The 21,210-nt window shown below is 71.3% G+C and carries 19 protein-coding genes and 1 riboswitch; of the genes, 11 read left to right on the forward strand and 8 right to left on the reverse strand.

Annotated elements, in window-relative coordinates; translation table 11 throughout:
• Positions 1-23 precede the first annotated feature (23 nt).
• Positions 24-485, reverse strand: coding sequence for an Ig-like domain-containing protein (locus ABIA35_RS31130; protein WP_370346610.1), 462 nt, complete (start codon positions 483-485; stop codon positions 24-26).
• Positions 486-753: 268 nt separating this feature from the next.
• Between ABIA35_RS31130 and ABIA35_RS31135 the strand changes: the two genes are divergently transcribed.
• Positions 754-1,710, forward strand: a complete 957-nt coding sequence (locus ABIA35_RS31135; RefSeq protein WP_370346612.1) for a D-alanyl-D-alanine carboxypeptidase family protein — start codon at positions 754-756, stop codon at positions 1,708-1,710.
• A gap of 150 nt (positions 1,711-1,860) precedes the next feature.
• Here the strand turns inward: ABIA35_RS31135 and ABIA35_RS31140 are convergent, their stop codons facing one another.
• Both ABIA35_RS31140 and ABIA35_RS31145 read right to left on the reverse strand, forming a co-directional pair.
• A complete protein-coding gene (locus tag ABIA35_RS31140) occupies positions 1,861-2,277 on the reverse strand; it encodes a hypothetical protein (protein WP_370346614.1) in 417 nt (138 codons plus the stop codon).
• A 354-nt stretch (positions 2,278-2,631) separates the two neighbouring features.
• Positions 2,632-3,537, reverse strand: a complete 906-nt coding sequence (locus ABIA35_RS31145; RefSeq protein ID WP_370360235.1) for a D-alanyl-D-alanine carboxypeptidase family protein — start codon at positions 3,535-3,537, stop codon at positions 2,632-2,634.
• 275 nt (positions 3,538-3,812) lie between these two features.
• Here ABIA35_RS31145 and ABIA35_RS31150 point away from each other — a divergent pair, with 275 nt between their 5' ends.
• The 5 genes from ABIA35_RS31150 (at position 3,813) to ABIA35_RS31170 (ending at position 11,623) form a co-directional block, all read left to right on the forward strand.
• A complete protein-coding gene (locus ABIA35_RS31150) occupies positions 3,813-4,283 on the forward strand; it encodes a L,D-transpeptidase (RefSeq protein WP_370360236.1) in 471 nt (156 codons plus the stop codon).
• Between the two features lie 71 nt (positions 4,284-4,354).
• A complete protein-coding gene (locus tag ABIA35_RS31155) occupies positions 4,355-7,483 on the forward strand; it encodes an efflux RND transporter permease subunit (protein WP_370360238.1) in 3,129 nt (1,042 codons plus the stop codon).
• A complete protein-coding gene (locus ABIA35_RS31160) occupies positions 7,480-7,941 on the forward strand; it encodes a hypothetical protein (protein WP_370346622.1) in 462 nt (153 codons plus the stop codon). The genes ABIA35_RS31155 and ABIA35_RS31160 overlap by 4 nt, the downstream gene beginning before the upstream one ends.
• Positions 7,942-7,946: 5 nt before the next feature.
• Positions 7,947-11,093: an efflux RND transporter permease subunit gene (locus ABIA35_RS31165; protein ID WP_370360239.1), complete on the forward strand. Its 3,147-nt coding sequence runs from the start codon at positions 7,947-7,949 to the stop codon at positions 11,091-11,093.
• A 134-nt stretch (positions 11,094-11,227) separates the two neighbouring features.
• The gene (locus tag ABIA35_RS31170) at positions 11,228-11,623 is read left to right on the forward strand and encodes a nuclear transport factor 2 family protein (protein ID WP_370360241.1); all 396 of its coding nucleotides are present in this window, start codon (positions 11,228-11,230) and stop codon (positions 11,621-11,623) included.
• Positions 11,624-11,684: 61 nt separating this feature from the next.
• On the opposite strand, the gene ABIA35_RS31175 is transcribed toward ABIA35_RS31170, so the two are convergent.
• A complete protein-coding gene (locus ABIA35_RS31175; RefSeq protein ID WP_370346628.1) occupies positions 11,685-11,966 on the reverse strand; it encodes a hypothetical protein in 282 nt (93 codons plus the stop codon).
• Positions 11,967-12,161: 195 nt separating this feature from the next.
• Between ABIA35_RS31175 and ABIA35_RS31180 the strand changes: the two genes are divergently transcribed.
• Positions 12,162-14,117, forward strand: coding sequence for a hypothetical protein (locus tag ABIA35_RS31180; protein ID WP_370360242.1), 1,956 nt, complete (start codon positions 12,162-12,164; stop codon positions 14,115-14,117).
• Positions 14,118-14,143: 26 nt separating this feature from the next.
• Here the strand turns inward: ABIA35_RS31180 and ABIA35_RS31185 are convergent, their stop codons facing one another.
• Positions 14,144-14,821 (reverse strand): sterol desaturase family protein, encoded by a 678-nt coding sequence (locus ABIA35_RS31185; protein ID WP_370360243.1) that lies wholly within the window; start codon positions 14,819-14,821, stop codon positions 14,144-14,146.
• Positions 14,818-15,516 (reverse strand): FadR/GntR family transcriptional regulator, encoded by a 699-nt coding sequence (locus tag ABIA35_RS31190; RefSeq protein WP_370360244.1) that lies wholly within the window; start codon positions 15,514-15,516, stop codon positions 14,818-14,820. The genes ABIA35_RS31185 and ABIA35_RS31190 overlap by 4 nt, the downstream gene beginning before the upstream one ends.
• A gap of 354 nt (positions 15,517-15,870) precedes the next feature.
• A riboswitch (cyclic di-AMP (ydaO/yuaA leader) is annotated at positions 15,871-16,056 on the forward strand.
• Between the two features lie 4 nt (positions 16,057-16,060).
• Here ABIA35_RS31190 and ABIA35_RS31195 point away from each other — a divergent pair.
• Entirely contained in the window at positions 16,061-16,645 is a 585-nt protein-coding gene (locus tag ABIA35_RS31195; protein ID WP_370360245.1) for a M23 family metallopeptidase, read from the forward strand.
• A gap of 40 nt (positions 16,646-16,685) precedes the next feature.
• On the opposite strand, the gene ABIA35_RS31200 is transcribed toward ABIA35_RS31195, so the two are convergent.
• The gene (locus ABIA35_RS31200) at positions 16,686-17,186 is read right to left on the reverse strand and encodes a hypothetical protein (protein ID WP_370360246.1); all 501 of its coding nucleotides are present in this window, start codon (positions 17,184-17,186) and stop codon (positions 16,686-16,688) included.
• A 183-nt stretch (positions 17,187-17,369) separates the two neighbouring features.
• Between ABIA35_RS31200 and ABIA35_RS31205 the strand changes: the two genes are divergently transcribed.
• The gene (locus ABIA35_RS31205; protein WP_370360247.1) at positions 17,370-18,671 is read left to right on the forward strand and encodes a cation:proton antiporter; all 1,302 of its coding nucleotides are present in this window, start codon (positions 17,370-17,372) and stop codon (positions 18,669-18,671) included.
• 71 nt (positions 18,672-18,742) lie between these two features.
• On the opposite strand, the gene ABIA35_RS31210 is transcribed toward ABIA35_RS31205, so the two are convergent.
• Positions 18,743-19,324, reverse strand: a complete 582-nt coding sequence (locus tag ABIA35_RS31210; RefSeq protein WP_370360248.1) for a hypothetical protein — start codon at positions 19,322-19,324, stop codon at positions 18,743-18,745.
• Between the two features lie 186 nt (positions 19,325-19,510).
• Between ABIA35_RS31210 and ABIA35_RS31215 the strand changes: the two genes are divergently transcribed.
• Together ABIA35_RS31215 and ABIA35_RS31220 are read left to right on the forward strand one after the other, a co-directional pair.
• Positions 19,511-20,239: a peptidoglycan-binding protein gene (locus ABIA35_RS31215; protein ID WP_370360249.1), complete on the forward strand. Its 729-nt coding sequence runs from the start codon at positions 19,511-19,513 to the stop codon at positions 20,237-20,239.
• On the forward strand, positions 20,236-21,207 hold the full coding sequence (locus ABIA35_RS31220) for a DUF2690 domain-containing protein (protein WP_370360250.1): 972 nt from the start codon (positions 20,236-20,238) through the stop codon (positions 21,205-21,207). The genes ABIA35_RS31215 and ABIA35_RS31220 overlap by 4 nt, the downstream gene beginning before the upstream one ends.
• Positions 21,208-21,210 lie beyond the last annotated feature (3 nt).

The following is a 21,210-nucleotide window of genomic DNA, read 5'->3' on the forward strand; positions in this document are numbered from 1 at the left end:
ATCCCCGCCCCGGCGGGATCGTTCTACGACCCGTGATGCGGGCCGGAATTGTAGATGTTGTAGACGTTGTACGTGTTGTGGATATTGTAGATGTAGTGGTCTTCGACGTTCACGTTCACCAGACCGCCGCACGCCAACAGGCACAGCCCGGGCACCCCGGACGACGGCGCCGCCGTCACATCGACCGTGGTCGTGCTGTTCGACGCGTCGCAGTTGCCGTTCCCGTTGTACGCGGCCGTGATCGTGTGCGTCCCGGTCGTGGTGAAGCTGGTCGGGTACGTCGCCGTCCCGTCCGCCGCCACGGGCACCGTGGCCAGCAGGTTCGCGCCGTCGAAGAACGTCATGCCCAGGCCGCCGCTCGGGTCCCCGGCGCAGGTCACCGTCGCGTCCAGAGCCACGGCCTGCCCGCTGGCCGCCGACGAGGGCACCGCCTGGACCGACGTCGAGGAGAGCACCTGGGCGACGGCCGGTGCGGCGAAGGCCACCCATGCCGATACGGTGAGGGCGAGGGTTGTCCCGACACCCCGTCTTTGCCGGCTTCGCAACACACGAGCTCCTTGGTTTGCGGGATTCTTCGGCGCGATCAGCGCGCTTCAATGTACGACGACGCGGCGCCGATCCCGGAAAGCCGTTGATGCGCAACGCGGCCGGGTCACAGAATTCACTCGAACGGCCTTAGGGGCTCCCGCGCGGCTTCACCCGTTAGCCCTAGCTTTGGATAAGTCGGGCCGCACTCTGCCCATAACTTCAACCATGAGATTCGCTTTCCCCGAGGACCGACACCCCACCGCGCGCCGCGTCGCCCGGTGGGGTGTCGCTCCGCTGCTCCTCGCGGCCGCCGTCGGCGTCAGCGCCACGGCCTTCGCCTCGGCTTCCGTGGTCGGCACCAGGGCTCCGGCCTCCGCCTCCGCCCCCGCTTCCGCCGTGCGCATCCAGTGGCCCGGTTCCGGGCAGTCCGCGGTCGCCGTCGACGGCCACGGCCTGCTCGGCATCTCCGGCGCGGTGACCCGGCCGCACCCGACCGCCAGCGTGGCCAAGGTGATGGACGCCTACCAGGTCCTGCTCGACCACCCGATCGGCGTGCGCGACGCCGGCCCGACGATCACCGTTCTGCCCTACGAGGCCGCCGCCTACCGTGCGGCGATCCACAGCGGGCAGACGCTTGTCGCGGTCGCGAGCGGCGAACGGATCAGCGAGCGCAAGGCTCTGGAGGCGATGCTCCTGCCGTCCGGGAACAACATGGCAAGGATCCTGGCCCGCTGGGATGCCGGCAGCATCAGCCGGTTCCTGGCGCGGGAGAACGCGACCGCGGCCCGGCTGGGGATGCGGCGGACGCATTTCACCGACCCGGCCGGCGTGGACTCCCGGACCGTCTCCACCGCCCCGGACCTGATCCGGCTGGACGAGGCCGCGATGGCGGTGCCCACCTTCGCGCAGGTCGTCGGCGAGACCTCGGCGCGGGTGCCGGTCGCCGGAGTCGTGCACAACCACAACCGCCTGCTCGGGCGGGACGGCATGCTCGGTGTGAAGACCGGTTGGACCGGTGCCGCCGGCGGGTGCCTGATGTTCGCCGCCAGGGTGCAGGGCGCCAGGTCGCACACGTATCACATGGTGTACGGGGTGGTGCTGGGCCAGTCCGGTCCGCCGCCGGCCGGCCGGGCCTTCGACGCGGCGGTCCGGCTGATCGCCGGGGCGCGTGCCAACTTGTAGGGCCGAGGTCTCACGGGGGCGTTGAATCGCCGCGGCGATCCGGACGGATCATCGCGGCGATTCAACGCCCGGCGCCGGCACCCGGCTTCGGGCACCCGGCTTCGGGCTCTGGCTCTGGCTCTGGCTCTGACTTTGGATCTGACTTTGGATCTAGCAGTGGTGATGGTGGTGCATCGCGTGGTGGTGCACGCTGTGGTGCTTCTTGTGGTGCTCCTTCTTGACCCAGAAGGCGCCCTCGATCGCGCGACCGTTCTTGCAGTGGCCTTCGACCTCGTACCGGCCCGGGTCGGTGTCCCGCGGGACCTTGAACCAGCCGGTCTTCCCCTCGCGGGTCCACTTGGCGAGCTTGACCCAGTGGCGGGCGCCGTCGATGTTGACGTGCACCTTCACCGGTCCGCAGCTGTGGCAGGACTCCGTGCTCAGACGCACGACGTGCCCGGGCGTCACCGCGTGCGGCGAGGCCTCGATCCGGCCGGTCCTGCCCTCGCCGGCATAAGCCGACGTCGCGGACACTCCGAGGGCTGCCGCTCCCATGATGGTGACGGCGGCGATGCGCTGTACGCGCATGCGGGTTCCTCCTGACGGTGGGGTGGCAGAGCCGGTCTCTGCGCACATACCGCCCCATTCCGCCGTCGGTGTCCGTGCGACACCCGCTCTTCATACTTAGCGCCCGTTTGGATCAGCGAATTCGCCGGTTGAGACCTTGCGGCATGACAGGACGCGGAATCTCACGTACAGGGCGTGTGTCCCCACAGCCGCCGTGCTTCCGCGACGCTCATGTCCGCTCGGTCCCATCCACGCTCGGTCCACCAAGCTCGGTCCGTCCGTGCTCGGTCCATCCATGCTCCGTCGCGGGGCCGCTCTCGCGTCCGTCACGGCGAAGTCACTCGCTCGCCGTAGCACGATCACCCGTTTGCCTGACTACAACCTCGCGCGGGCCGCTCTCACCATCCGGGCGGCGGTGGTGAAGACCGCCCCGGATTTCGGCCCGCCGGGCTGGCCGAGCAGCACTCCGTAGACCATGTGCACGTCGCCGCGCCGGTCCGTCTCGCGGGCGGTGAACATCAGGCACTGGCCGGCCGGGGTGGTCCAGCCGGTCTTGGTGCCGATGAAGCCGCCGGTGCCGACCAGGGGGTTCGAGGTGTGGACCGTGCCGGCCGCCGGCACCGTGGCCGACCTCTCGCCGACGACGCCCGCCAGCACCGGGTTCGCCATCGCGGCCTGGTCCAGCAGCAGCTGGTCGGGGGCCGTGGAGACGGTCCCGGTGTCGACGCCGGCCGGATCGGCGTAGTGCGTCCGGCTCATGCCCAGGCCCGCCGCGGTGGCGTTCATCCGGGCCGCGAAGCCGCCGACGCTGCCCGCGTCCCAGCGGGCCAGCAGCCGGGCGATGTCGTTCGCCGAGGGCAGCAGCATCGCCTCCAGCGCCTTGTGCTCGGTGATCCGCTCGCCGGCGGCCACCGGGATCACGGACTCGCCGCCGCGCCGCGCCGCCCGGTAGGCGGCGGCCTCCGAGGCCGAGACCGTGATCGTCGGGCCTTGATCGCCGGGGCGCAGCGGATGGTCCAGCAGGACCTGGTAGGCGGTCATGATCTTGGTGACGCTGGCGATGGGCTGCGGCGTGCCCACCGGGCCGCTCGCCGCGCGGTGGCCGTCGACGGCCAGCGCGGCCTGGCCGTTCGGCGGAAAGGGGATGCCGTTGCCGTTGCCGTTGCTGCCGGCCCTGCCGGCGGTGGCGTGGACCGGCACGGCGAGGACGGCGGGAACGGCGGCCAGCAGCGCGGCGGTGCCCCAGCGTGCGGCGCGGCGCCGGAGAGTCGAGGTGTGCATCCTCGGAAGTTATCCCGATTCGCAATAAATGGGTGCGATCCTGAGCTGCGCGCGGAATAGTGTCGCAGTACCTGAAACATCACAGTGCGACAAACAGGTGATACTCGGTGGCAAACGGGTGGTGCCCCGGGCGCCGCAGATAGATCAGGGTTCGGGCAGTCCATCAACCACACATGCTCGAAACTTCAGGTTCCGCCACTTCGGTTCCGGCGCGAGGGCTACAACGGCTCTGTCGGTCACAGCGGCTCCGGCGCCCGGCCGGGGCGCGCCGCCTCATGGCGTGTCTGGCCGTGTGCACGGCTCTGGTCGCCGTCGCGGCACCGGCCCCCGCCCAGGCCGCCGAGGCCGCTGCGGCTGCCGGGACGAGGGTCTCTCCCCACTGCCCGCAGCTGGCCCGCAAGGTCGTGTGCGTCGACCAGGACCACCAGCAGCTGTGGGTGCAGCAGGGCAAGAAGATCATCTTCCCGGCGGTGCGGATCCGGACCGGCATGCCCGGCCGCCGGACCCCGGACGGGCTGTTCCACATCTGGCTGCGCAACCAGCACCAGTACTCGTACCTGTTCCACGAGCCCATGCCCTTCAGCCTCTTCTTCCACCGCGACTTCGCTCTGCACGGGACCTACGCGGACGTGCGCAAGGGCGGGTCCAACGGCTGCGTGAACCTGACGGTCGCCGACTCCAAGAAGATCTTCTCGATGCTGGGCCTCGGCGACGCGGTCTACGTCTGGGGCCACAAGCCCCGGTGAGGGGCCGAGCGGCAGAAGGAAGCAGCAGAAGGAGACCGGCACCCATGACCAGCTACTGATACGAGGCACCGATGCGCTGGATCATCGCCTCAAGCGTCCGGCTCGCGGCGGTCCTGGCGGCCGCCGCGGCCGTCCTGCTCGTGGTCGCCGTCGTCGGGCTGCGCCACGCGCCGGTCGACGTGCTGCCGGAGTTCACGCCGCCGCGGGTCCAGGTGCAGACCGAGGCGCTGGGCCTGTCGGTCGGCGAGGTCGAGCAGCTGATCACGGTGCCGTTGGAGGACGAGTTCAACGGCCTGGCCTTCCTGGACCGCATCCAGTCGGCCTCGCTGCCCGGGCTGAGCGTCATCGACCTCTCCTTCAAACCCGGGACCGACGTCTACCGCGCGCGCCAGCTGCTCACCGAGCGCGTGTCCCAGGGCCCCGCGCTGGTCGCGGTCGGAACCCCGCCGGTGATGATCCAGCCGCTGTCGGTGCAGGCCCGGGCCACGGCGGTGTCGCTGTCCTCGGCCACGATGGCGCCCACCGATCTGTCGACGGTGGCGCGCTGGCGGATCCGGCCGCGGCTGCTGGCCGTGCCCGGGGTGGCCAACGTCGTGCTCTGGGGCCAGCGGGACCAGCAGTTGCAGGTGCTGGTCGATCCGGCGCGGATGAACGGCCGGGGCGTGACCCTGAACCAGGTGATCAACACCGCCGGCGACGCCATGTGGACCTCGCCGCTGACCTTCGTCGAGGCGGCCTCGCCGGGAGCGGACGGTTTCATCGACGCTCCCAACCAGCGGCTCACGATCCAGCATCTGCTGCCCATCAAGACCCCCGCCGACCTGGCCGCGGTCCCGATCGAGGACACCAAGGGGCAGCCGGTCATGCTGCGGGACGTGGCCACGGTGATCGCGGACCACCCGCCGCTGCGCGGGGACGCGGTCCTGAAGGACGGCCCCGGTTTCCTGCTCGTCGTGGAGAAGCTGCCGGGCGCCGATCCGGTCAAGGTCGCCAACGGCATCAAGGCCGCCCTGGCCGAGCTCGCGCCCGGGCTCCCGGGGATCACCGCGGACACCGGCGTCTTCGAACCCGCCACCTATCTGCACAGCGCGCTGGTGCACCTCGGCTGGACCGCGCTGGCCGCCGCGGTGCTGCTGGCGCTGTGGTTCGGTCTCTGCTGGCGTTCCTGGCGGGTGCTGCTCGTCGCGCTGGCCGGGACCGTTCTGCCACTGGCCGCCGCGGTGTACGTGCTCTACCTCCTGGGCGCCACGTTCACGGTGATGACGCTCGCCGGCTTGGCGGCGGCGCTCGGCGTGGTGGTGGACGACGCGGTCCGCACCACCGAGGCCTTGCGGAGCGCCGGCCGCGAGGAGGCGGATGACGCGGGCGACGCGGCCGGTGCAACCAACGCTGCTGGTGCCGCCAGCGCGGCCGGTGCAGCCAACGCCGCCGACGCGATCGATGCCGTCGTCGCCGTGCGCCGCCCGCTGGGCTTCGCGCTCGTCGCGATCGTCCTGGCGACGATCCCGATCCTGGCGTTGACCGACCAGGCCGGCGGGCTGGCCCGGCCGATGATCGGCGCCTACCTGTCCGCGGTGGTGGCCGCGGCGCTGGTCGCGATCACGCTGATCCCGGCGCTGGCGCATTTGGTTCTCCGGCGCGCGGTTCCGCGTCGCCGGGTGCCTCGGCTGCGGCATGCCTATGACTCGGTCCTGGCCGTGTTCACGAAGAACGCCGCCGCGCTGTTCGGCACGGCCGCGGTTCTGCTCGTGGGCTGTGTCCTGGTCATCCCGCAGTTCGGGAGCCGGCCGCTGATCCCGGCGATGCAGGAGCGCAGCCTGCTGGTGCGCTGGCAGGCGCCGGCCGGGACCTCGCTGACCGCGATGCAGCAGACCGCGGCCTCGGCCGGCCGATCGCTGCTCGCCGTGCCGGGCGTGACCGACGTGGCCAGCGACATCGGCCAGGCCCTGCTCGGCGACCGCCCCGTCGATGTGGACTCCGCACAGACCTGGATCACGGTGTCTTCGAAGGCTGATTACGGCGCGGCCAAGTCGGCGGTCGCCCGGGTCCTCGACGGCTATCCCGGTGTCGGGCACACGCTGCTCACCTTCACCGAGGCCGCGCTGGCGGACAACCGCACCCGGAACGGCCCGCCGGTGCGGGTCCGGCTGTACGGCACCGATCCGGCAGCCCTGGCCACGACGGCCGAGACGCTGCGGCAGACGGTGTCCGGCGTACGCGGGGCGGCGGACGCGGCGGTCCGGACACCGGCGACGGAACCCTCGATCCAGATCGCGACGAACGTCGACGCCGCCGCGGCACAGGGGCTCAAACCCGGCGACGTCCGGCGCGCCACGGCCGTCCTGATCGCCGGCATCCCCGTCGGCAGCTACTACCAGCAGCAGCAGATCTTCGACGTCGCCGTGTGGAGCGAGCCGGGGATGCGCGGCGATCTGTCGGCGATCGGGAACCTGCCGCTGGACACGCCCGGCGGCGGCCAGGTCCCGCTGAAGGACGTCGCGACCGTGTCGATGCAGCCCGCCCCCGCCGAGATCGACCACGACCAGGCCTCCCGCTTCATCGACGTCACGGCGGACGTGCCCGGCGGGGACGTGCGGGGGACCGTGGACCGGGTCCGGGGCGCCGTCAAGAACCTCGCCCTGCCGGTCGGATACCACGTCGAGGTGTCCAGCGACGTGGTGCTGAACCAGAACAATGATCGCAGAACCTTGATTTACGTGGCCTTCGTCGCCGTCGGCGTCTTCCTTCTGCTCCAAGCGGCGCTGCGCGGCTGGCGGCGGGCCCTGCTGCTGTTCTGCGCGCTCCCGCTCGCCCTTTCCGGCGGTGCGGTGACCGCGCCGATCGCGGGCGGCCCGCTGACCGTCGGGTCGCTGGTCGGCTTCCTGGCGGTGTTCGGTTTCGCGGTCCGGGCGGGCCTGGTGGTGATGCGTGAGATGCAGGCAACGGGTGCTGCGCGGAAGTCTGTCTTCCCGACCGTGGTGAGCGCCGCGGGGTGGGCGCTGGTGTCCCTGCCGTTCGTGGTCGTCGGCGACATCGCCGGGATGGAGGTGGTGCGGCCGCTGGCCCTGGTCGTGCTGGGCGGCATGGTGACCACCCTGCTGGTGACCCTGGTTCTGCTGCCGGCGGCGTACCTCCGGTGGTTCGCCGGCGACGTCGTGGATGACGCAGCCCGGCCGGCCGGCGGGCCGGCGGTGCCGTGACCACCGCCGGCACCGGGCGCCGGTCCGCCGTCGCGGCGTCGGCGGCGCGCCTGGGCGCACTCCTCGCGACCGTCGTGGCCGGCGCCGGATGCTCGCGCCAGAGCGAGGCCGCCACGCCCGCGCCCGCGGCGATCCTGGTCCCGGTGCCCGGATCCGCGCGGCCCGTTGTGAAGCTGAGCGAGGCGGCTTTCCAGGCTGTGCGGGTCCAGACCGTGACCGTCGATGCCGCCTCGGCCGGCATGGTGATCCCGACGACGGCCGTCATCTACAGCCCGGACGGCGCGGCCTGGACCTACGTGCGCCTCACACCGCGGTCCTATGTGCGGCGCGCCATCGTCATCGACCACATCACCGGGACCGAGGCCTTCCTCAGCTCCGGCCCGGCGGTGGGCACGCCGGTGGTGGCCATCGGCGCGCCCGAACTGCTCGGCACCGAGTACGGCGTGGGAGAGGAGTGAGGACCTTGACCCGTCCCACGGTCATGCGCGCGATCGTCTCATGGAGCCTGACCTACCGGTTCCTGGTCGTGGCGGCGGCGGTCGCGCTGATGGCCTTCGGGGCGAGCGCGATCCGCTCCAGCGCCGTCGATGTCTTCCCGGAGTTCGCACCCCCGCAGGTGGAGATCCAGACCGAGAGCCTGGGCCTGTCCACCTCCGACGTCGAGTCGCTGGTGACGGTCCCGCTGGAGCTGGCGATGAACGGCATGCCCGGGCTGGACCAGCTGCGCTCGACCTCGGTGCCGACGCTGTCGTCCATCGTCATGGTCTTCAAGCCCTCGACCGACCTGCTGCACGCCCGGCAGCTGGTGCAGGAGCGGCTGGCCACGGTGCGCCCGACGCTGCCCAAGTGGGCCTCGCCGCCGGTCATGCTGCCGCCGGTGTCGGCGACCGCGCGGGTCGTGCAGATCGGCATGGTCGGGCCCGGATACTCCATCCAGGACCTGTCCCGGCTGGCGCTGTGGCGGGTCAAGACGCGGCTGATGGCCGTGGCCGGCGTGGCCGACGTGTCGATCTGGAACGAACAGCAGCCGACCTTCCAGGTCCAGGTGGACCCGGCCAAGCTGGCCGCCGCGCACGCGAGTCTGGACGAGGTCGAACGCACCACCTCCGACGCGCTGGACTCCGGGGCCCTCACGTTCTCCAACGGCAGCGTCGTCGGCGCCGGCGGCTTCCTGGACGCCGGGGCCCAGCGGTTGCAGATCGGCCACCAGCTGTCGGTGTCCAGTCCGGCCGAACTGGCCAAGGTCCCGCTGGAAGACCATGCCGCAGCCGGCTCCCTGGTGCCGCTGAGCACGGTCGGTCCGGTCGTGCGCGACAGCCTGCCGCCGATCGGCGACGCCGTCATCAACGGCAAACCGGGGCTGCTGCTGGTGGTCGAGAAGCTGCCGTGGGGCGACACCCTGAAGATCACCTCGGGCGTGCAGGCGGCGCTGGACCAGTTGCGGCCGGGCCTGCCGGGCATCGGCTTCGACAGCACCATCTTCCGGCCGGCGACGTTCATCGACTCCTCGATCGACGGCCTGCGCACCTCGCTGCTGATCGGCTTCGCGCTGGTCACCGTGATCCTGGTGCTGTTCCTGTTCGAGTGGCGGGTGGCCCTGATCAGCCTGCTGACGATCCCGATGTCGCTGGTGGCGGCCCTGGTGGTGCTGCACCTCGCCGGCGCCACCATCAACACCATGATCCTGGCCGGGCTGATCATCGCCCTCGGCGCGGTCGTCGACGACGCGATCATCGACGTCGAGAACATCCTGCGCCGACTGCGCGAGGCCCGGGCGGCCGGCAGCCCGACGCCGGCCGCCCGGATCATCCTGGAGGCCTCGCTGGAGGTCCGCTCGCCGATCGTCTACGCGACGCTGATCATCGTGGCGGCCGCCGTTCCGGTGTTCCTGCTGCACGGACTGACCGCGGCGTTCTTCCGGCCGCTGGCGCTGGCCTACACCCTGGCGATCGTGGCGTCGCTGTGCGTCGCGCTGACCCTGACCCCGGCCCTGACCCTGATCATGCTGCGCCGCGCCCCGCTGCGGCGCGGACCCTCGCCGCTGGTCCGGTGGCTCCAGCGCGGCTACACGGGCCTGCTGGCCCGCATCGTGCACCGCCCGGCCGCCGCCTACTCGATGTTCGCCCTCGCCGTCGTCGCCGGCGCCCTGATCGTCCCGCAGCTGGGCCAGTCGCTGTTCCCCACCTTCAAACAGCGGGACCTGCTCATCCACTTCGACGCCATTCCCGGCACCTCGGACACCGAGATGGTCCGCGCCACCACGATGCTGTCCCAGCGGCTCCAGGCCATCCCCGGCGTGCGCAGTTTCGGCGCGCACATCGGCCGGGCCCGCGGCGGCGAGGAGGTGGTCGGCATCGATGCCGCAGAGGCCTGGATCAGCACCGATCCCAAGGCGGACTACGACAAGGTGGTCGGGCAGGTGCGCGACGTCGTGAACACCTATCCCGGGATGTACCGGGACGTGGAGACGTATCTCAACGAACGCATCGAGGAGGTCTTGTCCGGGTCCCGGCAGGCGGTGACCGTCCGTGTCTACGGACAGGATCTCGACCGGATGCGCACCACGGCGACCGACGTCCTGAACCAGGTGACGCAGGTGCGCGGCGTGCAGGACCCGCACATGGACATCTCCGTGGACACCCCGCAGATCCAGATCGAGGTGGACCTGGCCAAGGCCGCCGCGGTGGGACTGAAACCGGGCGACGTGCGGCGGCAGGCCGCGGCGGTGGTGGCCGGCCAGGAGATGGGCAACATCTTCATGAACAGCGAGGTCTACGGCGTCTACGTCTGGAGCGTCCCGGCGGCCCGCGGCAGCACGAGCGCGATCGCGGACATGCCCCTGAGCACCCCCGCCGGCAACCAGGTCCGGCTCGGCGACATCGCCGCGGTCAGCATGCGCAGCGACCCCTACCGCGTGACGCGCGACGGGAACTCCCGCTATCTGGACGTGAGCACAGACGTGAAGGGACGCGACCTCGGAGCCGTCGCCAACGACATCCGCAAACGGCTGGGCACCGTGGCGATGCCGGCCGGAATGCACTACGCACTCCTCGGCGAGTACAAGGAGCGGCAGAGCGCCCAACGCACACTGCTCACCGCGGCGATCGCGGCCGGCATCGCGATCCTGCTGCTGCTCCAGCTCTCTTTCAACTCCTGGCGCCTGGCCGCGCTGCTGTTCGTGACCCTCCCGATGGCCCTGGTGGGCGGCATCATCGCGATCGCCATGGGCGGCGCCGTCATCACCATCGGCGCCCTGGTCGGCTTCTTCACGGTGTTCGGCATCGCCGCCCGCAACGGCATCCTGCTGATCAACCACTGCCAGCACCTCGAACACCGCGAGGGCATGGACTTCGGCCCGGAGCTGGTGGTCCGCGGCGCGCGCGAGCGGCTCTCACCCATCTTGATGACCTCGCTGGCCACCGGCCTGGCCCTGGTCCCGCTGGTGGTCCGCGGCAACCTGCCGGGCCACGAGATCGAGTACCCGTTGGCGGTGGTGATCCTGGGCGGTCTGGCCACCTCGACGCTGCTGACGTTGTTCGTCGTGCCCTCGCTGTATCTGCGGTTCGGGCACGGGCACGGGCACGGGCACCGGCGGCGTGAGCGGTCGTGAGGCGCCGGCTTGACAGAGAAGGCACCTGAATGGCGGACATCGTGGGCCCACCTGTGTCTGTGGCCTCCGAAAAGGCCTAAATTCTTCTATGTCAAGTGATGATCGAACATCTATGCGTAGAGATGGAGCAGGCCATGACCGAACACCCGCACATCGCTCTCGTCCGCCGCGGCTACGAGGCCTTCAACAAGGGCGACGTGGACACCCTGAGACAGATCATCGCCAATGATTGCGTCCAGCACGTCGGCGGGGACAGCCAGGTCTCCGGCGAGTTCAAGGGCATCGACGCCATGCTCGCCTACTACGGGCAGCTGGCCGAACTCACCGGCGGCACCTTCCGCGCCGAGCCGGAGCTGTACTCCACGGACGGAAACGGACACGTCATCGTCGTCCACCACCTCACCGCCACCCGCGGCGACAAGTCGCTCGACCAGCGGGGCGCGCTGCTCTTCCAGATCACCGGCGACAAGGCCGTCGACCTGCTGCAGTGTGACGTGGACCTCGAGGAGTCCGACCGGTTCTGGAGCTGAGCGCCGCACCGGTCGCCAAGCGGCCGGCGTCCAGGGGCGGGACCCGGACGCCGGCCGGCGATCACCGGACTTCCACGCAGTCGGCGGCGATCTGCTCCCACCACGAGCCGTCGGGGAACTGGCCGTAGGTGTAGACCCACTGGCCCACGGTCACGTTGCCGACCATGTCCTCGCGCGCCGCGATGTAGGCGTCGTTGTGCGTGGCGCCGGTGCCGTAGCCGTAGCAGGCCCAGCCGTGCGTGTAGGCGGGCGCCGCCGCGTCCGCCGTCGACGCCGCCAGCACCGGGGTGACGGCCACGGCCGCGAGCACGGCCGCGCCGACCAGTGCCTTCTTGATGCGCATGGGGATCCTCCATTCCGGGCCCGCCGCGCGGTCGCGGGGGCCTGCCTCCATTACGGCACCGGAGGGCGGCTGCGAAGTCTCACAGGAGTCTCAAAAGCCGGGAGTCTCCAAAGTCAGGAGTCTCAAAAGCCGGTGATTCATAGCCCTGACTTGTCCCGCTATCCGGCCGCACCTTCCTCTGCTACGGTCCGGATTGTGTCGGCCACCTACGATGACGTGCGGCGGAGCCTCGCCGACGCGCTCCGGGCCGCCGCGTCCACGACCGGCCGTTCGGCGCGGGTGGTGAACCTGTACGGGCCGCTCGGTGTCGGCAAGACCCGGCTGGCGCGAGCCGTCTGTCGCGACGCCGCCGACCTCGCGATCCGGATCGTGGACGGCGTCGACAGCGATGCCGCCGCGCGTTCGGTTGCTCAGACGCTCGGTGCTCTGCTGCCGGACACTGTGGTCCTCGTGGTCGGCCGCCGACCGTTGGCGTCCTGGCCGAGCTGGCCGAGCTGGCCGGCTGTCGAGCTGGTCGAGATCCGGCTCGGCCTGTGGCTGGACGCGGATCTGCGGACCCTGGTCCTGGATGCCGGCGCCGACGCAGATGCCGATGCCACGGCTTTCGCCGGCGGCCTACCCCTGGTCGCCGACCTGTTGTCCCGACGCCGCCGCTCAGGCATAGGGCGCGAGGGCTGGGGCGGTGTTGCGGACGAGGCGGCGCAGCAGGTTGTCAGACGCCTGCGATCCGAAATTGGCGACGCACCGCCGACTGGGCCGCAGGAACGCACTGCGCTCGACAACGCCGACCCCGCCCTGCGAGATGCCGACCCCGCCCTGCGAGACGTGGCCACGCTCGGCAGCGCCGACGCAGACCTGCTCGCCGACCTCACTGCCGCCGCCTGCACCTGTGACCGGCACGGTGCGCCCGCGCCCACATCTGCATTTGCGCCCGCACCCGCAACCTCCACCGCCCCAGCCGCCCACATCTTCAACTTCCTCAGCACCCTGAGCATCGTCGAACCGGGCCTCCTCGGCCTCACCGTCCTCGAGCCCTACCGCACCCTCCTCGACGTCGCGCACCGCTGGCGCGCCCCCCGCACTGCGGCGCGCACCGTCGCCCTCGGCACCGCCTACCGCCGCCGCCAGATCGCCGCCACCGAGGACCCCGCGCTGCGCGGCCTGCTCGCCACCGAGACCCTGCGCCTGTCGGCCAATCCCCACGTCCGCGACATCCTCCACCCGCCCGGTGCCGCGGCGTTCCGGGTGCGTCCGGCGATGCCCGACGACGAGGACGTCATCGTCCGCCTCGTCGCCGAATGGGCCCGGGTCGAAGGGCTCGACCGCCGGCGCGCGCAGCGGGTTCTCGAGCTCTGGATGACGGCCTCGGCCGGCTCGTTCCACCTTCTCCTCGACGCCGACGAGCGTCCGCTGAGCCTGGCCAACCTCGCCCCCATCACCCCGGAGGCCGCCCCGCTGACCGACCGGCTGCTTCAGCAGTACGCCGATCCGGTAGCCGTCCCGGCAGCGGGTTCCTCGGCGGGCAAGGCCCCGGGCCTGCTCGTCGGCATGCTCGTGACGGTCGATCCGCGCCCGGCCGCCGAGGCGGCGATGTTCCGCCACATCCTGGCCGCCGGAGTGGCCCGCCGCCGCATCATCGTCTCCACCGCCTGGCCTCCCTACCAGCACCTCAGCGCCACCCTCGGGCTTCCGCGCCTCGGCGAGACCCGCGACGACCTGCTCGGCTGCGGCCGCCGCAACGCCGTGTTCGACCTCGATCTCACCGGCGCGCGCCTGGACCGCTGGCTGCGCACCATGCAGCGCGGCGCCGCCGCCCGCACCGACGACCCGTTCACCACAGCGGTCCGGCGCGCCCTGGCCTCGGTCCGCTCACCGGCCGCACTGGCCGGCAGCGCGCTGCTTGCCCTGCCCGGCCTGGACACCCCGCAGGCGCTGTCCGCCTTCCTGCGCACCACGATCGAGCAGCTGGCCGCCGCCGAGTCGACGCCCGACGCCGAGGCCGGCCGCGTCCTGGCCGCGTACTACCTGCGCCGGAACAACGGCCACGACGCGATCGCGCGCCAAGTGCACCTCAGCCGGGCGACGTACTTCCGGCGGCTCGAGCACGGAATCAGGATCCTGACAGGCCTGCTGAGCGAGCTGGTCCGCTGAGCGCGCGTGGTGTGCGGTCCCCGCCGCTAAGCGCTCACACCCAACGTCTTGGCCGTCTTCGACGCGGGCACCTCGTCCTTGTCCGGATAGGTGTTCAGCACCTTGTCCGAGACCGGGGTGATGATCCCGAACCAGTACTTCTCGTTCCGGAAGTGGTGCAGCTGGTGAGTCCTGCGGATCGTCCGGTACAGCGCGGTCTTCGGGCGGTACGCGGAGTGGATCAGGAAGTGGGTCCACTCGTAGGCGCCGAGCGAGGCCACGGCGGTCGCGAACCCGGTGAGCGCGGGCCGGACGGCACGCGCCCCGGCGAGGTTGGCGGCGGCCAGTGCGGCGATCGCCGGGATCAGCGTCTGCCGGGGGATGAACACCAGCTCCGGGTCGCGGGGGTCGCGGTGGTGCTCGCGGTGGGAGCGTGCCAGAAGGCTGTCGACGGTGCGTCCGGCGACCTCTCGCGGGCGCTGGTGCAGGACATGGACGTGGACCATCCACTCGACGAACGGTTCGACGCCGATGATCACCGCCGCCGCGGTGGCGTCGCGCCGGGTCCAGCGGCCCAGCGCCAGCCGTGAGGCCAGGGCCGCGGCGGTCCCGGCGCCCAGCACGCGCGCGTTGCGGTGCCGGGCGAACTGGCCGGCGGCCTGGCGCAGGGTCAGGCCGGCGCCGGTGAACTCGGTCCGGGTGGGCGTCGTCGCGTCGAACATCATGCCTCCAGGAACAGGGATATCGCGGTGGTTCCGACCGCCAGCAGCTCCGAGGCGGCCGCGCGGGCGCGCTCCGGGTCGCGGTCGTCGATCGCGGCGATCACCGCCAGGTAGCGGGGGACCGCGGCCAGTTCGTCGGCCAGGAGGCGGGCCACCACCGCCGCGGCGGGTTGGTAGGCCTGACGCAGGGCGTTGAGAGAGAGCCGGTAGCAGATGTTGCCCGACCCGTCGACGACCAGGTCCCAGAACCGGGTGTCCAGAGCCCGGCCCCCGTCGGTGTCGCCGAGCTCGGCGACGGCCTGACGCAGCTCGGACGTGTCGTCCAGCCGCGTCGCGCACAGGGCCGCGGCGTCGGCGCCCACGGCTTGCCGCATCTCCATCACCGAGCGGACGACCTCCGGGTCCAGCGCGCCGTCGGGACGCTGGAACAGCCGGGGCAGCAGGTCCAGGCCCGAGTGGGACCGGTAGTCCCGGACCCGGGTGCTGCCGCCGTGCCGGATCTCCACCAGCCCGAGCTGGTCCAGCCGCTGCAGGGCCTCACGGACCACTTGGCGGGTGACGCCGAGCTGCGAGGTCAGTACGCGCTCGGACGGCAGGGGCGAGCCCGGGTCCAGCGTGCCGTCCAAGATCTGGCCGATGATCTGCTCGAAGACGGCGGAGGAGAAGGACCGGCGATCCACCGGGGCGAAGGAGCTCACTCCGCGAGCGTCGCAGACTTCTGGTGTAGTGGTCAAGTGGTCAGACCAGTTGAGTTTCGCGGGACTGCCTGACCGGATCAGACCCCTCTGTGATGGATGTCACCGACTTCGACACGTTTGGTCGCTCATTGTCACGGCGCCCGCACGACCCGCGAGAAGGTCGCCGCCCGGTGAGTGGCCGTGCGTGCCCTGTTGTCGAACCGGTTGTGTTGCGTGTTCCTCTGATTGCGCACGGTGTTCGACATGGTGGTGCGCCGAGGCGATACCGCGGGTTCGGCTCCGGTCACGCTTGCCAGCCAGGCAATTCCGGGCTTTGCTTCAGCAACCGCTCGGCCCATCGCCCGGCGGCCGTCTCGGACGCCAACGCCGAATCCTGCCGGGCTCCGAGGTCACCTTCGAGTTCACGGAACGGCAGGAGCGGGGGACCCAGGTAAGGCGCCGTTCCGCTCCGCCGGAACGGCTCGGGGTGAAGCCGCCGCGGGCGGCCGGGCTCTCTCGCCCGAACCCGACAGCTCACCTCGCAGGCGTCAGAGAGGAACAACCCATGTCTGCCCTCGGACACACCCCGCGGCGACGCCTTTCTCGCCGTGCCACGTTCGGTCTGGTCGCCGGGGTCGCCGCCATCGCTGTGCCGGTGGTCGGGGCGAGCGGCGCACACGCCGCGGCGTACGCGGCCGCCACGCCCGCCATGGCGGCCGCCGCCACGACCATGGCACCGGTCTCCTCCGGCGACGTCGCCCCGCTGGCCGTTCTGCGGATCACCGAGCCGTACGGAGTCCCCGGCCCCTGGGCCGCCGGACACCACACCGGCGTCGATCTGGCCGCGGCCGTCGGCACGGGCGTCCGCTCGGTCGGCGCCGGCACCGTCGTGCGCAGCGGCTGGGACGGGGCGTACGGCATCGACGTCCTGGTCAAGCTCGACGACGGCAAGTACGCACTCTACGGCCACCTGTCACAGGCCTCTGTCTTCGCGGGCGCCGGTGTGCGGGCCGGCCAGCAGATCGGGCTGTCCGGGGCGACCGGTCACGTCACCGGCCCGCACCTGCACTTCGAGGTGCGGACGACGCCGTATTACGGCTCTGACATCAACCCGGTCACCTACCTGCGGGAGCACGGCGTCACCCTCTGATCGCACCGGCTCGGCCGCTCGCGGCGCGCGTCTCCTCCCGTCAGCGGCCGAGCGCCGCCAGGGCGCCGGCGCGCGCGGCCTCGGTCATGGTGAACGGCAGGCCCTGCCGGACCACCGCGACCCGGCGGCCGTCGGGGACCGGGACGATGAGCACCGTCGAGTCCGCGACGCCTTCGGTGCCCTCGTCCCACCAGGCGTCATCGGCGCCGAGGAGGTCGGCCATGATTTCGGGGAGGGTGTCCGGGGCGGCCAGTAGGGCAGCGGCCAGCTGAAGCGCCTTGGTCGGGGCGTCGACCAGGTCGTGCGGATCGGCCGGGACGGCGGTGACCTGCGTGCCGCCGGCCCTGCTGACCGTCTCGATCAGCCGGAAGCGGCCGATCTCCTCGGGGGTGCTGACGAAGAACTCGTCGACCGGCCCGCCCTCATGCGTCTGGACGCTGAAGCCGAACACGTTGCAGCCACAGGCCGCGATCGCCGCGGTGATCGCGGCCAGGCGGCCTGGCTCGTCCTCCAGTGCCGCGCGAATCCGCCATAGAGCCATACCGCGAATGATCCCACTCACCATCTGTACTGCGCACGTGTCGCTCCCGCCAAAGCTTCCCGACGTACTGCACAGTGAGCGGACCGGATCAACGCAGTGCAACCTGGGAAACGGCGCCCGTGAACTTGATCAACCCATCTCGATCGGCAGCCCCGGCCGAAGGTCACCGCCCGGCGGACGGCAGTGAGTAGCGGCACCTGGACAGCCGCCGCCGTGTCCGGGATCGCCGCCGCCTACGCCCTCACCTCCCGGCGGCTGTCCACGACACCGGTGTCCGCGGCCATGGTCTTCGTCGGCTCCGGCATCGCGATCGGTCCCGTCGGCCTGAACCTGGTCAGCGTGCAGACCGACACCGAGCCCCTGCGCACCCTGGTGGAAGCGGCCCTGACCCTGGTGCTGTTCACCGACGCCACGACCGTGCGCCCGGCGGATCTGCGCAGCGGCGGTGCCCTCTCCGGGCGGCTGCTTTCGGTCGGCCTGGTGCTCACCATCGGCGCCGGATGGCTGCTGGCCTGGCCGCTGCTACCGGGCCTGACCGTTTGGGAGCTGGCCCTGGTCGCCGCGATCCTGGCCCCCACCGACGCGGCACTGGGCAAGAGCGCCATCTCCGACCCGCGGGTACCGAGCCTGATCCGTCAGACGCTCAACGTGGAGAGCGGACTGAACGACGGCCTGGTACTGCCCTTCTTCGTGCTCTTCCTCGCCGCCATCCCCGGCACCTCCTACGCGCATCAGGGCGTCGCCGACACCTTCTGGCGCGCCCTGCTGCTCAGCCCGGCGATCGGCCTGGCCGTCGGCGGGATCACCGGCCGACTCCTGCACGTCTCGCTCGACCACGGCTGGGTGGCATCGGACTGGCGGCCCGTCTGCGTGCTCGCCGCGGCCGCCGGCGCCTACACCCTGGCCACGCTCACCCACGGAAGCGGCTTCATCGGCGCGTGGGTGGCCGGGTTCGCCTTCGCCCGCCCCCTGCGCCGCGGCAAGCGGCCGGAAGCCGAGGTGGCCCGCACCACCGAACTGGCCGAAGACCTCGGCGGGCTGCTGGCCATGCTCAGCCTGCTGCTGTTCGGCGCGGTCCTGCTCGGTCCCGCCCTGGAGCACCTCAGCTGGCGCATCGCCGGATACGCCGTCCTGAGCCTGACCGTGATCCGCATGCTCCCCGTCGCGCTCGCTCTGGCCGCGAGCAGACTGAAGGCACCCACCGTGGCCTACATCGGCTGGTTCGGCCCGCGCGGACTGGCCTCTGTCGTGTTCGGGCTCCTGGTCGCCGAGGAGAACCTCCACGGCGCCGACCTCATCGGCCACGTCGTCGCCATCACCGTCGGACTCAGTGTGCTGCTCCACGGGGCATCCGCCGCGGCGCTCGCCGCCCGCTACGGGCGCTGGTACCGGCGGACATCCGCGGCCACGCCGAACCTGCGCGAGAGCGCCACCACGCCCGTCACACCGCGACGCGGCAGACTGGGCGCGGGCGAAGCCGGCTGACACGCCTCGCGGACCGGGAGCCGGCGATCCGGCGAGCTGGCGATCCGGCGTGTATGCGCGGGGTTGTGGGGTTACGGGTGGTACTTCTCCTCGACCGTCTGCACGTTGCCGGTCTTGCGATCCATGGTGACCCGGATCTTCACGGCGTCGGTCTTCGAGGCGGTCTCCAGTTGGGCCTCGGTGCACTTCGTGCTGCCGTAGCCGTCCCCGCCGATGGTCACGCTGCCGTCGGGGCCCCCGCAGATCGCGGCCGCGCCAAGGATCTTGGTGTCGTCCGCGACATAGAACGCCTGGTCCGTGCTGCCGTCGTCGGGATGCACGATGAATTTTCCGGGGGCGAGGTACTGCAGCGTGCCGACGATCGCGACAAGGTTCCCGGCGTTGGCGACGCCTCCTCCGGCGGAGCCGGTCGAGCTGCTCCCGCCGGCCGGCCGAGAGCTCGACGGGGCGGAAGAGGCGGTCGTGGAGCTCGCAGCCGTCGTGGTGGAACCGCCGCCCGCCGCCGTCGTGGCCGGCGAAGTCGGCGCGGCCTGCACTGTCGATGTCACCGTGACAGGTGCCGTCGCCGACTTGGTGCTGCTGCTGCCACATGCGGCAAGGCTGCCGGCCATTGCGGCGACCACGACGATCTCGGCGAAACGCACTCGTGCCATGACATTCCCTTTCTGGTGGAACATGCTTACACCGACATGACGGGTCACACGGCGACCGGTTGTCACGGCCCTGATAACAGTTCGGTCACGACACCCGCTGCCGGACCACCCCTTTGCCCCATGGCGACGTCGTTCATAATGGCTTCGCACAGGCCTCATCTGTGCTGCGGCGATGAAAGGGACGCTATGGCGCGATGGAGGCCGCTCCCCGCGGGCCTGGATCCGGCGGTGGTCAGGTTCGTCGTGCAGTTGCGCAAGCTCAAGGACGACAGCGGGCTGAGTCTGCCGCGCCTGGCCGCCAAAACCGGCTACAGCGCCTCGTCCTGGGAACGGTACTTCGTGGGCAAGACGCTGCCTCCCGCGGCGGCGGTCGAAGCCCTGGCCGCGCTCGTCGGCGCCGATCCGGTGCGCATCGAGGTGCTCCGCGAAGCCGCGTCCCGGGCGCCGGTGGATCAGCAGCCTGATGAGCAGGCCGCCGATGAACCGGCGGAGCCTCGCCCTGCCGCTTCGTCCCGGACCCGGCGTCTCGGCCGGACGGCCCTGACCGCCGGCGCGGGTGCCGTCGTCGGCGCGGCGATCACGCTGCTGGTGCTGAGCCCGGAGCCCGCCAACGCCAAGCCGCAAGCCTTGGTGGTCAAGCCGCGAACCGTCTACACCTGCACGTACACCCAACGCGACGGCCGGTGGTACGCCGGCAACAGCACGACGACCAGCGACATCCTCGAGGTCGACATGTGGGGCCCGGAGGTCGCCGAGCTCCAGTGCCTGTTGCAGCACGCCGGATTCTCGCCGGGAGCCGCCGACGGCAACTTCGGCCCGCTGACCGAGACCGCCGTGATCGACGCGCAGAAGGCACACCATCTGGACGTCGACGGCCAGGTCGGACCGCAGACCTGGGCGGCCCTGCGCGGATGAGTGCTCCCCGGACCGACACCCGCGCCGAGGTCACGACACTGGCCGCCGAACTGCGCCGCCTGCGCGAACGGGCCGGCCTGAGCTTCGCGGCGCTCGGCGAGCAGACGCCGTACAGCAGATCGGCATGGCAGCGCTACCTGACGGCGAAGGTCCTGCCGCCGTGGTCGGCGGTGCGCGATCTGTGCCGTCTGGCCGGGGAACCGGAGCCGAGGCTGCGAGCCCTGTGGGAACTCGCGGAATCGGCCGACCGGGGACGCGGCGCGGTCATGGCCGAGCCGCCGAAGGCCGAGTCCGAGTCCGACTCCGACTCCAGGCCCGGGCCCCAGTTCCAGCCCAAGGCCGAGCCCAAGTCCCAGGCCAAGCTCCAGCCCAAGGCCGAGCCCAAGTCCCAGGCCAAGCTCCAGCCCAAGGCCGAGCCCGAGCCCGATCGCGAGCCGGTCGCCCCGCCGTGGCGCAGACGCCGCGTCCGTGTCGGCCTGGCCGTGGCGCTGATCGCGGCAGTCGCCATCGCCGCCGCGGGCGTCTCCGTGCTGCGCAGCACCGGCACCGGCAGCACGCCGAGCCGCACCGTCGCCGGTGCCTTCACCGTGACCTGCACGAGCGGATCATGCACGCCCACCTGCCACGGCGCTGCCTGCGTCGGCCGGGACCCGGGGCTGACCCTGTGCGGAATCCAAGCGCAACCCCTGCAACAACAGGAGACCCCGACCGGCATCGGCCTGGACATCCGCTACAACCCTGTGTGTCAGACCGCTTGGGCCCGCTTCTGGAACACCCACGTGGGCGATTCCCTGACCATCACAGCATCCGGCGGACCCGCGCAGTCTGTCCGCATCGCCGATCCGAAGGAAGCCGACGACTTCTCCTACACACCGATGCTCTTCGTGGCCGGCCCCGGCGTCACGTTGCGAGCGTGCATCACCCCTGCCGGAGGAGCGCCTGTCTGCTACACCGACACAGTGTCCTGATAG

It is taken from the genome of Catenulispora sp. MAP12-49 (assembly GCF_041262705.1).
GTDB lineage: Bacteria > Actinomycetota > Actinomycetes > Streptomycetales > Catenulisporaceae > Catenulispora.